Annotated in this window: 11 protein-coding genes; 3 read left to right on the forward strand and 8 right to left on the reverse strand. The window is 71.6% G+C overall.

Features of this window, described 5'->3' with window-relative positions; genetic code table 11:
- Positions 1-59 precede the first annotated feature (59 nt).
- Complete coding sequence (locus OOK31_RS09400) at positions 60-1,046, forward strand: LLM class flavin-dependent oxidoreductase (RefSeq protein WP_267011978.1); 987 nt, start codon at positions 60-62, stop codon at positions 1,044-1,046.
- Positions 1,047-1,092: 46 nt separating this feature from the next.
- Here the strand turns inward: OOK31_RS09400 and OOK31_RS09405 are convergent, their stop codons facing one another.
- The 4 genes from OOK31_RS09405 to OOK31_RS09420 all read right to left on the reverse strand — a co-directional run bounded on the left by OOK31_RS09405 (position 1,093) and on the right by OOK31_RS09420 (position 7,652).
- Positions 1,093-2,526, reverse strand: coding sequence for a sugar porter family MFS transporter (locus tag OOK31_RS09405; protein WP_267011979.1), 1,434 nt, complete (start codon positions 2,524-2,526; stop codon positions 1,093-1,095).
- Positions 2,527-2,711: 185 nt separating this feature from the next.
- A complete protein-coding gene (locus OOK31_RS09410; RefSeq protein ID WP_267011980.1) occupies positions 2,712-6,578 on the reverse strand; it encodes an AAA family ATPase in 3,867 nt (1,288 codons plus the stop codon).
- Between the two features lie 227 nt (positions 6,579-6,805).
- The gene (locus OOK31_RS09415; protein ID WP_030227372.1) at positions 6,806-7,021 is read right to left on the reverse strand and encodes a hypothetical protein; all 216 of its coding nucleotides are present in this window, start codon (positions 7,019-7,021) and stop codon (positions 6,806-6,808) included.
- A 349-nt stretch (positions 7,022-7,370) separates the two neighbouring features.
- Positions 7,371-7,652 carry an acylphosphatase gene (locus tag OOK31_RS09420; RefSeq protein WP_267011981.1) on the reverse strand — a complete coding sequence of 94 codons (282 nt, stop codon included), beginning with the start codon at positions 7,650-7,652 and terminating at the stop codon, positions 7,371-7,373.
- A 128-nt stretch (positions 7,653-7,780) separates the two neighbouring features.
- Here OOK31_RS09420 and OOK31_RS09425 point away from each other — a divergent pair, with 128 nt between their 5' ends.
- Entirely contained in the window at positions 7,781-8,644 is an 864-nt protein-coding gene (locus OOK31_RS09425; RefSeq protein ID WP_267011982.1) for a CAP domain-containing protein, read from the forward strand.
- An 82-nt stretch (positions 8,645-8,726) separates the two neighbouring features.
- On the forward strand, positions 8,727-9,131 hold the full coding sequence (locus tag OOK31_RS09430; protein WP_267011983.1) for a helix-turn-helix domain-containing protein: 405 nt from the start codon (positions 8,727-8,729) through the stop codon (positions 9,129-9,131).
- Here OOK31_RS09430 and mutM read toward each other — a convergent pair.
- The 4 genes from mutM to OOK31_RS09450 all read right to left on the reverse strand — a co-directional run bounded on the left by mutM (position 9,104) and on the right by OOK31_RS09450 (position 11,722).
- Positions 9,104-9,973, reverse strand: coding sequence for a bifunctional DNA-formamidopyrimidine glycosylase/DNA-(apurinic or apyrimidinic site) lyase (mutM, locus tag OOK31_RS09435; protein WP_267011984.1), 870 nt, complete (start codon positions 9,971-9,973; stop codon positions 9,104-9,106). The two genes, OOK31_RS09430 and mutM, sit on opposite strands and share 28 nt — an antisense overlap.
- Before the next feature lie 84 nt (positions 9,974-10,057).
- Positions 10,058-10,882, reverse strand: a complete 825-nt coding sequence (rnc, locus tag OOK31_RS09440) for a ribonuclease III (RefSeq protein WP_267011985.1) — start codon at positions 10,880-10,882, stop codon at positions 10,058-10,060.
- A 19-nt stretch (positions 10,883-10,901) separates the two neighbouring features.
- Complete coding sequence (rpmF, locus tag OOK31_RS09445; protein WP_053675094.1) at positions 10,902-11,075, reverse strand: 50S ribosomal protein L32; 174 nt, start codon at positions 11,073-11,075, stop codon at positions 10,902-10,904.
- 2 nt (positions 11,076-11,077) lie between these two features.
- The gene (locus OOK31_RS09450; RefSeq protein WP_267012825.1) at positions 11,078-11,722 is read right to left on the reverse strand and encodes a DUF177 domain-containing protein; all 645 of its coding nucleotides are present in this window, start codon (positions 11,720-11,722) and stop codon (positions 11,078-11,080) included.
- Between the last annotated feature and the right edge of the window lie 85 nt (positions 11,723-11,807).

Raw genomic sequence — 11,807 nt, forward strand, 5'->3', positions numbered from 1 at the left:
TGCGTCAGCTAACGTCCCCCTCCGCCCGCCCACCCCATCCGGCGAAGGGGGACTTCTCCATGCCCATCACCGTGGCCCGGTTCAATCTCGTCGACCCGAACGGCACGCCCGAGTCGCTGTCCGCCCGCTACAAGGCGGCGCTGGAGATGGCGAGGTACGCGGACGAGCACGGGGTCGACACCGTCCAGACGGAGGAGCACCACGGCACCGCGAACAACTGGATGCCCTCCCCCTTCGCCTTCGCGGGCGCGGTCTTCGGCGCCACCCGGCGGATCGCGGTCACCGTCTCGGCGATCATCGGCCCGCTCCACGACCCGCTGAAGATCGCCGAGGACATCGCGGTGCTGGACCTGCTGAGCGGCGGCCGGCTGGTCACGGTCGCGGGCATCGGCTACCGGCCCGAGGAGTACGAGCAGCACGGCGTGGAGTGGGGCCGGCGCGGCCGGCTCCAGGACGAGCTGCTGGAGACCCTGCTGAAGGCGTGGACCGGCGAGCCCTTCACCTTCCGCGGCCGGACGGTACGGGTCACCCCGCGCCCCTTCACCCGGCCGCACCCGCTGCTGCTCGTCGGCGGCAGCTCCGAGGCGGCGGCGCGGCGCGCGGCCCGGCTCGGGCTGCCGTTCTTCCCGAGCGCGCACCTGCCGGAGCTGGAGGCGTACTACCAGGCGCGGCTGGCGGAGTACGGGACGGAGGGCTTCTGCATGATGCCCGCCGCGCAGACCCCGCTCCTGCACATCGCCGAGGACCCGGACCGGGCCTGGGCGGAGTACGGCGGGCACTTCCTGCACGAGGCGGGCACGTACGCCTCCTGGCAGTCCAAGGACATCCGCAGCGCGGTGCGCTCGGGCGCCCGCACCGTGGAGGAGCTGCGCGCGGAGGGCGTGTACCGGATCCTGTCCCCGGAGCAGGCGGTGGAGTACGCCCGGGGCGCGGGCGAGGCGGGGAACCTGGTGCTGCACCCGCTGTGCGGGGGGATGCCGTTGGACGAGGGCTGGCGGAGCCTGCGGCTGCTGTGCGAAAAGGTGCTGCCCCGGCTCAGGGACTGAGCCGGGGCAGCACCCGCGGAGGAGAGGGGGTGGTGGCGGGGGATGGTTACCCCATCTCCTCCAACGCCTTGCCCTTGGTCTCCGGCACCCACTTGAGGATGAACGGGATCGAGAGCATGGCGAAGACCGCGTAGATGACGTACGTGCCGGACAGGTTCCAGTCCGACAGCGTCGGGAACGAGACCGTGATGACCCAGTTGGCGATCCACTGGGCCGCGGCGGCCACACCGAGGGCGGCGGCGCGGATGCGGCCCGGGAACATCTCCCCGAGGAGCACCCAGACCACGACGCCCCAGGACAGGGCGAAGAAGAGGACGAAGCAGTTGGCCGCGATCAGGGCCACGAGTCCCTGGGTGTGCGGCAGGGCGATGTCCCCGGCGGCATCGGACTTGTAGGAGAAGGCCCAGGCGGCGAGCGCGAGGGAGATCGTCATGCCGACGGAGCCGATGAGGGCCAGCGGCTTGCGGCCGATCCGGTCCACGAACAGCATCGCGATCACCGTGCCGATGATGTTCACGACGGAGGTCTCGAAGGAGTACAGGAAGGACGAGCTCGGGTCGACGCCGACGGACTGCCACAGCGAGGAGCTGTAGTAGAAGATCACGTTGATGCCGACGAGCTGCTGGAAGACGGAGAGTCCGATGCCGATCCAGACGATCGGCAGGAAGCCGAAGCGGCCGCCGAGCAGGTCCTTGAAGGTGGACTTCTGCTCCGAGTGGATGGCGCTGTCGATCTCGCGGACGCGGGCGTCGGCGTCGATGCCCTCGCCCTCGACCTCGCGCAGGACCGTCTTGGCCTTGTCCATGCGGCCGGCGGAGACCAGGAAGCGCGGGGACTCGGGGATGGCGAGGGTCAGCAGGCCGTAGAGCACGGCCGGGACGACCATGACGCCGAGCATCCACTGCCAGGCTTCCAGGCCGCCGATCTCGCCGCGCTGGTCTCCGTCGGCGAGGTTGAGGATGCCCCAGTTGACCAGCTGCGAGATGGCGATGCCGATGACGATGGCGGCCTGCTGGAAGGAGGCGAGCCGGCCTCGGTAGGCGGGCGGGGAGACCTCGGCGATGTAGGCGGGGCCGATCACCGAGGCCATGCCGATGCCGAAGCCGCCGATGACGCGCCACATGGCGAGGTCCCAGAGGGCGAAGGGCAGGGCCGAGCCGATCGCGCTCGCCGCGAAGAGGACGGCGGCGATCTGCATGCAGCGGATGCGGCCGATCCGGTCGGCGATGCGGCCGGCGGTGGCGGCGCCGAGGGCGCAGCCGATCAGGGCGGCGGCGATCACCTGGGCGAGGGCGGCGGAGCCGACGTCGAAGCGGTCACGGACGGCCTCGACGGCGCCGTTGATGACCGAGCTGTCGTATCCGAAGAGGAAGCCGCCCATCGCTGCGGCCGCGGTGATGAAGATGACGTGCCCGAGGTGGTCGGGCTGCGACGCGCTCGCGCCGCCGGGCGTCGGTGCCTTCGCTGTGCTGCTGGTCAAGGTGTGCTCCGTGGGGGGTTTTGTCCGTTCTCCTAGTGGCGCACAGGTCAAGATCGGGCACCACCTGGAGGCGGGAGACAGCGGAGCGAGCCTATTCGTTCATTTCTTGAAGTCAATAGATGAGACGAAGGTGAGATCAAGCGCCGATCCGACGGCATGAATTCAGGTGTTGAATACCCGAAGCTTCAGCGGAGCCGCTGACTGATGACCTTCGAGACCCCGTCGCCCTGCATGGAGACCCCGTAGAGGGCGTCCGCGACCTCCATCGTCCGCTTCTGGTGCGTGATCACGATCAGCTGCGAGCTCTCCTGGAGCTCCTCCATGATCCGGATCAGCCGCTGGAGGTTGGTGTCGTCCAGCGCCGCCTCGACCTCGTCCATCACATAGAACGGGCTGGGCCGCGCCTTGAAGATGGAGACCAGCAGCGCCACGGCCGTCAGCGAGCGCTCGCCGCCCGACAGCAGCGAGAGCCGCTTGACCTTCTTGCCCGGCGGGCGGGCCTCGACGTCCACCCCGGTCGCCAGCATGTTGTCCGGGTCGGTGAGTACGAGCCGGCCCTCGCCGCCGGGGAACAGCCGCGAGAACACCCCCTCGAACTCGCGGGCGGTGTCCCGGTAGGCCTCGGTGAACACCTGCTCCACCCGCCGGTCCACCTCCTTCACCACTTGAAGGAGATCGGCCCGGGTCTTGCGCAGATCGTCCAGCTGTTCGCCGAGGAACTGGTGCCGCTCCTCCAGCGCCGCGAACTCCTCCAGCGCGAGCGGGTTGACCTTGCCGAGCTGCTGGTAGGCCCGCTCGGCCGCCTTGAGCCGCTTCTCCTGCTGCGCGCGTACGAAGGGGCCCGGCCGGTTGCGGGGGTGCTCCGGGTCCTGCGGCAGCTCCTCCCCCTCGGCCGGCGGGGACGGCGGAACCGGCTGGTCGGGGCCGTACTCCGCGACCAGCGCCGCCGGCTCCACGCCCAGCTCCTCCAGGGTCCGGGTCTCCAACTGCTCGATCCGCAGCCGCTTCTCCGCGCCGAGGACCTCGCCCCGGTGCACCGAGTCCGTCAGCTTGTCCAGCTCGCCCTTCAGGTCGCGCCCCCGGCCGCGGGCCTCGCCGAGCTCGCGCTCGCGCAGCCCCTTGGCGTGCTCGGCCGCCGCCCGCTCCTGCTCGGCCCGGCCGAGCGACACCTCCAGGTGCGCCAGCAGCTGCCGCGCCCCGTCGGCGACGGCCCGGCCCACCTCGGCCTCGTGGCGCAGCCGCTGCCGGCGCCGCTGCGCGCGCGCCCGGGCCTCGCGCTCGGCCCGGGCGGCCCGGTCCAGGCCGTCGGCGCGCCCGGCCAGCCCCTTGACCCGTTCCTCATGGGTCCGCAGCTGGAGCCGGGCCTCCATCTCGGTCTGCCGGGCGTTCGCCCCGTCGGCGGCGAGCCGGTCCCGGGCGGAGGTGTCGGGCTCCGCCTCGACGGGCATGTCCTCCACCGCCGCGAGCCGCTCCGCGCACTCCTCTACGTCGACCCGTGCCCGTTCCAGCGCCTCCCCGGCCTTGGCTGCGGCCAGGGCACTGCGCTCGGCTTCGCCCAGGGCCCCCTTCGCCTGCCCGGCAAGCCGCCCGAGCTGCTGCGCGACCCCGGCCCGGGCCTGCTCACCGGCCCGGCGCCGCCCGTCCAGCTCCTCGGCGAGGGCCGCGGCGTCGGCCCGGCGGACCTGGGCGGCTTCCGCGGCCCCGGCCAGCTCGCGGCACTCACCGTCCAGCCGCTCCAGCTCCGCGGCGGCCTCGTCGACGGCGGCCTGCACCTCGATCAGGCTGGGCGCGCCCGCCGAGCCGCCGGACGCGAAGTGCGCCCCGAGCACGTCCCCGTCGGCGGTCACCGCGACCAGGTCGGGCCGCCCGGCGACCACCACCTCGGCCTCCTCCAGCCCCCCGACCACGACATACCCCCGCAGCACCCACGCCACGGCCCGACACACCGCGTCGTCCCCCACGACGAGCGAACCCACGTCCCGCCACCCCACGACCCCTGCCGCAGCCACACCGCCCGGGCCGGCAGCCGACCCACCCGGCCCCGCCCCGTCCAGCCCCGCCGGCGTTTGAGGCGCGGGGGTCCGGGGGCGGAGCCCACGGTTTCGGGAAGGGGCGGGGTGGGGGAAATCCTCCGGCCCCTGCGCCTGCCCGGGCAGCCCGGCACCACCCGGGGCGGCGCCCGAGGCCGGAACGGGTCCGGGCAGCGGTGCCGGGGCCTGGCCCGGAACCGAGGCCGGGGCCGGAACCGGGGCCGAGGCCGGGGCCGAGGCCGAGGCCGGAACCGAGGCCGGAACCGAGGCCGGAACCGAGGCCGGGGCCGAGGCCGAGGCCGGAACCGGAACCGGGGCCACCAGGAAGGTGGCTCGGCCCGCGTCCGCGTCCCGCAGGTACCGGATCGCCCCGGCCGCCGCCACCGGCGAGGCCACCGCCACCGCATCGGCGGCAGCCCCGAGCGCCGCCGCCACCGCGACCTCGTACCCCGGGGTCACCGTCAGCCGCTCCGCCGCCGGCCCGAGCAGCCCGCCGAGCCGCTCGCGCGCGGCGAGCAGCGCCCCCGTTCCGTCCTTGCGCCGCAGCCCCAGCGCGAGCGCGTCCCGCCGTGCGGCGACGGCCGCGCGGGATCGTTCCGCCGAGGTCAGCGCTTCCCGGGCGGCGCCCAGCGCGGCCTCCGCCTCCTTCAGCCCGGCCCGCGCCGCCTCGTACTCCCCCTCCACCCCGGGGTCGTCGAGCCCGTCGACCTCCTCGGCGAGCGCCTCGTACTCCTCGCGCGCCCCCACAGCCCGGCCCTGCGCCTCGTCCCGGGCCACCACGAGCCGGTCGATCTCCGCCTGCGCGGCGCCCGCCCGCGACCGGGCCGCGCCGAGCCGCCCCGTCAGCCGGGCCAGCTCCTCGCGCCGGTCGGCGATGGCCCGGGCCGCGTCCCGTAGCCGCCGTTCCTCCTCCGCGAGGGCCCGTTCCAGTTCGGCCCGGTGTTCGGCGGTGTCCTCCAGGGCCCGCCCGGCGGCCTCCAGGGCGGCCGTCAGCTCCGCTTCCTGTTCCCGGATCCGGGCGGCCTCGCGCTCCAGGTCCTCGGGGTCGCGGCCGCGCCGCTCCTCCTCGGCGGGCGCGGACGCGCTCCTGACCCGGGCCTCGGCCAGCGACGCCGTCCCACGGACCCGCTCGGCCAGCTGCGAGAGCTCGTACCAGGTCTGCTGCGCCTGCTGGAGCCGCGGCGCGAGCCGCCGTACGGCTTCCTCCAGTTCGGCTTCGCTGCGCATCGCCTCCGCCAGCCGGCGTTCGGCGGACTCCTTGCGCTCCTTCAGGGCGGCTTCGTCCGCGATCTCCGCGTCCAGCGCGGTCCGCAGCGTCACCAGGTCGTCGGCGAGGAGCCGGAGTTTCGCGTCGCGCAGGTCGGCCTGGATGACGGCGGCCCGCCGGGCGACGGCGGCCTGCCGTCCGAGGGGCTTGAGCTGGCGGCGCAGCTCGTCGGTGAGGTCCTGCACCCGCGCGAGGTTGGCCTGCATCGCGTCGAGTTTGCGCAGGGCCTTTTCTTTGCGCTTGCGGTGCTTGAGGACTCCGGCGGCCTCCTCGATGAAGGCGCGGCGGCCCATCGGGTCGGCGTGCAGGACGGAGTCGAGCTGGCCCTGTCCGACGATGACGTGCATCTCGCGGCCGATGCCGGAGTCGGACAGCAGCTCCTGGATGTCGAGGAGCCGGCAGGTGTCCCCGTTGATCTGGTACTCGCTGCTGCCGCCGCGGAACATGATCCGCGTGATGGTGACCTCGGCGTACTCGATCGGCAGGGCGCCGTCGGAGTTGTCGATGGTGAGGGAGACCTCGGCCCGGCCGAGCGGCGGGCGGCCCGTGGTGCCCGCGAAGATGACGTCCTCCATCTTCCCGCCGCGCAGGGATTTGGCTCCCTGTTCCCCCATGACCCACGAGAGCGCGTCCACCACGTTGGACTTGCCCGATCCGTTCGGGCCGACGACGCAGGTGATCCCCGGCTCGAAGCGCAGGGTGGTCGCGGAGGCGAAGGATTTGAAGCCGCGCAGGGTCAGGGACTTGAGGTGCACGCCGCCGCACTCTACCTTTCACGTTCGGTTTCACCCATGAAGGTGCAGGGCACATCAGACGTTAAACGGCGTGGCGGGCGGCACGTGAGACAGACACGTGCGGAAGCGGCATCGCGGGCTCGGGCTCACGACGCCGCAAGGAAAGGCCGAGCGGCAAGAAAGAAGGGACGCCGGAGCGTCCCTTGCAGATCAAGCGGGGCTGGAGTCGAGTGACGAGTGAGCGCGGATCAGGTGAGCGCAGGCTCCGCCTGGGGTACGTCGAGGTCGATGCTGTCCAGCAGCGAGTCTCCGTGCTGAGCGGCGGCCGCGTTCAGTGCGTCGTTCTCGGACTGGATCCGTCCGAGCTCGGACTCGAGGTCCTGGACGCGCTGCTGAAGCCGTCGCATCTCGGCGAGGAGTCGCGGGTCGGAACCGCCGACGTAACCGAGAAGCGCCTTTGCCATGATGGATGGTCCTCCACACTGAGTGACCGACCGAAGCGGTGTGGGTCGTGAGGGAATCGCACCCGCGGATGTCCGGCAGCGACTGACAGTCACTGCGCTTACTACGTCCAACACTGCCAAACAGCTCAGGTGCGCGGGGCTTCCAGCGTCTCACCAAAAAGTTTGACGGTCAACACGATCACGCCCTGTATCGGCGGGCATCCCGGTCCGCACAAGGGGCGCGGAGATCATCCTCGTCTCCGAGCCTTCCACGAATCGAGCGGGACGGCAACGCGTCGGCGATGAATGCGCAGTTCCGACCACGTGCGGGCCGCCTCCCGATCTGATCAGTGCATGATCAGTCGATCGGTCACCGGATCTCGAAGCTCTCGTAGCCACCGCGCGGTGTCCCCCAGATCTCTGTCACCCCGTCCACCCTGCCGGGCGTGTCGGCGGACCGGAGCCAGTCGAGCAGCCGGTGGCAATTCTCACGTTGACCTTCGGCGACCACCTGCACTCGGCCGTCGTCGAGATTGAGCGCGAAGCCGACCACTCCACCGATCTCCAGAGCATTGGCCCTGGTGAACCAGCGGAAGCCCACTCCCTGTACACGACCGCGTACCCACGCGGTCAGGCGGACATCTTCATTCATGCGTGAACGCTAACCGGGCAAACACTTTCCGGGCACATCGCCCCCTTGCATCTTGGGCTACAGTCCCCCACCAGCGACTCACCCGTTCGGGTGAGCAAAGGTCGATCTTGCAAGGAAGGCGAGCCGCGATGGGACGCCACCGACTCCACGCCACGCCGCGCAGCGGCGGCAGGCGACGCACCGCCGTGCGCACCGGCCTGCTGGGCGCGTCCGTGGCCGTGGCTCTCGGCACAGCGGCCGTCACGACCGGTTTCGTGCCGGTCGGGGGCTCCTTCCCCTACGTCGGCACGGGCGCCGGCAGCGACACGCAGACCCAGGCGAAGCCCTCGGCGAGCCCGCGCCCGGTGCCGGAGCAGCAGGGCGGCCTGGCCAACCTGTCCGGCCGCGCCTCCGACGGCCCCTCCGGGAGCGCAGCCACCCCCTCGGCCTCCCCCAGCCCTTCGGCCTCGGCGTCCCCGTCGACCTCGACCTCCCCCTCCCCGTCGACCTCCCCTTCTCCCTCCCCCTCCACGAAGGAGCCGGAGAAGAGTCCGACCACGCAGGCCCCGAAGCCGGCCTCCCCGAAGCCGCCCGCGCCCAAGCCCACCACCGCGCCGCCGGCCCCGGCCGACGGGCACTCCGCCGAGGAGGCGGCCGTGCTCACCCTGGTCAACCAGGAGCGCGCGCAGGCGGGCTGCGTCCCGGTCCGGGCGAACCCGCCGCTGGCCGCGCTGGCCGGAGCCTTCAGCAAGGACATGGCCGTACGGGGCTTCTTCGACCACAGCGACCCGGACGGGAACACCCCGTGGCAGCGGGCCGACAAGGCCGGGATCTCGGGCCTCGGCGGCGAGAACATCGCCCGCGGCCAGGGTGACGCCGCCTCGGTGATGCAGGCCTGGATGAACAGCCCGGGCCACAAGGCGAACATCCTCAACTGCGAGTTCCGCACCCTGGGCGTCGGCATGTACGCCGCTGCGGGCGGCCCCTGGTGGACCCAGGACTTCGGCTTCTGATCCCCTCGCCGCCCCGCCGAAGCACTGACTTTTCGAAAGCGCAAGCAGACAGTTAGCGCTGTCCAGGAGTACGCTCTTCCGCATGGAGACCCCTGTCCGCACCGAAGCACCCGCGTCCGAACTACCGTTCGACGTCTTCGCGCGCGCCTGTCCCTCGCGGGAAACCCTGGAGCACGTCACCGGCCGCTGGGGCAGCCTGACGGTCGGCGCCCTGCGCGAGGGACCCTGCCGCTTCAACGAGCTGCGCCGCCGCGTCGAGGGCGTGAGCGAGAAGATGCTCTCCCAGACCCTGCACGCCCTGGAGCGCGACGGCATCGTCAACCGCGAGGCGCAGCCGACCAACCCGCCGCGCGTCGACTACGAGCTGACCCCCCTCGGCCGCGAGGTCGCCGAGCGCCTGATCGGCCTGATCCACTTCCTGGAGGGCAGCATGGACGAGGTCCTCACCGCCCGGCGGTCCTACGACGCCACGCGCGGCGGCCGCTGACAGCGCGGGCAGAAGTAGCTGGACCGGTTCATCCACGCCCGCCGCCGCATCGGGGTACCGCAGCGGCGGCAGGGCTCGCCCTCGCGCCCGTAGGCGTCGAGGGAGCGGTCGAAGTAGCCCGACTCGCCGTTCACGTTGACGTAGAGGCTGTCGAAGCTGGTGCCGCCGACGGCGAGCGCGGCGTTCATGACCTCCCGGACATGGGTGAGGAGTTCCGCGCTCCGGGGGCGCGTGAGGGTGCCGGTGGGGCGCTCGTAGTGCAGTTTCGCGCGCCACAGCGCCTCGTCGGCGTAGATGTTGCCGACCCCGCTGATCAGCGACTGGTCGAGCAGGGCCCGCTTGACGGTGGTGCGCTTGGCCCGCAGCGCGAGGTGGTAGGCCCCCTCGTCGAACAGGGGGTCCAGGGGGTCGCGGGCGATGTGCGCGATGACGTCGGGCAGTGACTCGGCGCTGCCGGGGACGGTCTCGTGCAGCGAGAGCCCGCCGAAGGTCCGCTGGTCGACGAAGCGCAGCTCGGTCCCGGTCGTGTCGTCGAAGCGCACGCGGATGCGCAGGTGCTTCTCGTCGGGGGCGTCGGCCGGCTGCACCAGCAGTTGCCCGCTCATCCCGAGGTGCCCGAGGACGGAGAGGTCGCGCCCTTCCAGCGGCAGCCACAGGTACTTGCCGCGCCGCATCGGTGTGCCGACGGTCTGCCCGGCCAGGCGGGCCGCGAAGTCGGCGCCTCCCGCCAGGTGGCGGCGTACGGCGCGCGGGTGGAGCACCTCCACCGCCTCGACGGTCCGGCCGGCCACCCAGCGTTCCAGACCGCGCCGCACCACTTCGACTTCGGGCAGCTCGGGCACGGTGTACCTCCGGGTGTGGGACGCGACGTCAACAGGAAACCCCGCCGCACCGGGGTGCGACGGGGTCACTGTAAAAGAAAGCGGTCAGGCGTCCGGCGCCGGGTCGGCGGGCGTCGGTGCCCCGTCGGCCTCGGCCGCGGCGGTGTCGGACGCCGCGGCTGCTGCCGCGATCCGCTCGTCCGCTGCGGCGCGGATCCCGCGCCATGCGGATTCCGCCGCCTGCTGTTCCGCTTCCTTCTTGCTGCGGCCGGTGCCGGTGCCGTACGAGACACCACCGACGCGAGCAGCAGCTGTGAAGGTTTTCTCGTGGTCCGGACCGGTCTCGGTGACCAGATATTCCGGTACACCGAGGCCTTCGGCCGCCGTGAGCTCCTGGAGACTGGTCTTCCAGTCCAGGCCGGCCCCGAGGTTGGAGGACTTCTCGATGAGCGGGTCGAAGAGCCGGTGGACCAGCTCCGAGGCCGCGTCGAGGCCCTGGTCGAGGTAGACCGCGCCGATCACCGCTTCAAGGGTGTCGGCGAGGATGGAGGCCTTGTCCCGGCCGCCCGTGCCCTCTTCGCCCCGGCCGAGCCGGATGAAGGAGCCGAGTTCGAGGCCACGCCCGACCTCCGCCAGCGCACGCGAGTTGACCACCGCGGCCCGCAGTTTGGCCAGCTGGCCTTCCGGCAGATCGGGGTGGGTGGTGTACAGCGTGTCCGTGACCACCAAACCCAGCACGGAGTCCCCGAGGAACTCCAGGCGTTCGTTGGTGGGCAGACCGCCGTTCTCGTACGCGTACGAACGGTGGGTCAGCGCACGCACCAGAAGGGCGGACTCGAGTTGATACCCGAGCCGCCCTTCCAGAAGCGTGTGGGACGAGGCCGCGTTGTTACTGTCTGCCTGCTTCTCAGCGTTGGACAGCTCAGACATTGCGCCTCTCACCAGCCGCTCAGACCTCGAGGACCTGGCGCTTGTTGTAGGTGCCGCAGCTCGGGCACGCAATGTGCTGGAGCTTCGGCTCCTGGCAACGCTCGCACGAAACCAGGTTGGGGACCGCAGCCTTCCACTGCGACCGGCGGTGGCGCGTGTTGCTGCGCGACATCTTCCGCTTCGGAACAGCCACGGCTACTTCTCCTGCTTCTCGGCGGCGCCCTGAACTCCGTCAGAGGCAGTGCCGCTCATGTTGTCCTTCTCGACGCCCTGATCGGTGACGAGTCCCTGCAGTGCCGCCCAACGGATGTCGACGGCGTCATGGTGGTGGTCCGGGTCGTCGTTCAGGCTGAGCCCGCAATCGGGGCACAGTCCGAGACAGTCCTCCCGGCACACCGGCTGCATGGGCAGTGCGAGCACCACCACATCGCGCAGCACGGGTTCGAGGTCGAACAAACCGTCCTCGAGGAAGAGCGTGTCCTCGTCGTCCTCGGCGTCGTCGGCCGGCTCCGCGGAGCGGCTCCGGTCGTCGGCGTCAGGGTACGAGAACATCTCCTGGAAGTCCGCCTTGAGCTCACGCTCGACGGCCTCCAGACACCTTACGCACTCTCCGGCGGCCGATCCACGGACGGTGCCTGTGACAAGCACCCCTTCCATGACCGACTCCAGACGGAGCTTGAGCCTCAGCGGGGTGCCTTCCGGCACTCCGATGACGCCGGCGATACCGAGGTCCGCCGGTGCCGAGATCTCGCGGGACAGCCGCTGCATGGCACCAGGACGCCGACCCAGCTCGTGCGTGTCGAACACGAGGGGGTTGTGGTGGTCGAGGCGGGTGTTCAGGGCCGTTCCTGCTTTCACAGATCGCTGAAGATCGAAGACCTGCCGCGTGAGCGATGACCGCTTACGGGCAGCATGGATCGCGGTG

The organism is Streptomyces sp. NBC_00249, assembly GCF_026342355.1.
In the GTDB taxonomy this organism is placed as follows: Bacteria; Actinomycetota; Actinomycetes; order Streptomycetales; family Streptomycetaceae; genus Streptomyces.

What these genes read in the sequence shown, in the direction of transcription:
- OOK31_RS09400 (WP_267011978.1), top strand. Translation starts at nt 60, where the DNA reads ATGCCCATCACCGTGGCCCGGTTCAATCTCGTCGACCCGAACGGCACG.
- OOK31_RS09425 (WP_267011982.1), top strand. Translation starts at nt 7,781, where the DNA reads ATGGGACGCCACCGACTCCACGCCACGCCGCGCAGCGGCGGCAGGCGA.
- OOK31_RS09420 (WP_267011981.1), bottom strand. Translation starts at nt 7,652, where the DNA reads ATGAATGAAGATGTCCGCCTGACCGCGTGGGTACGCGGTCGTGTACAG.
- OOK31_RS09415 (WP_030227372.1), bottom strand. Translation starts at nt 7,021, where the DNA reads ATGGCAAAGGCGCTTCTCGGTTACGTCGGCGGTTCCGACCCGCGACTC.
- OOK31_RS09430 (WP_267011983.1), top strand. Translation starts at nt 8,727, where the DNA reads ATGGAGACCCCTGTCCGCACCGAAGCACCCGCGTCCGAACTACCGTTC.
- rnc (WP_267011985.1), bottom strand. Translation starts at nt 10,882, where the DNA reads ATGTCTGAGCTGTCCAACGCTGAGAAGCAGGCAGACAGTAACAACGCG.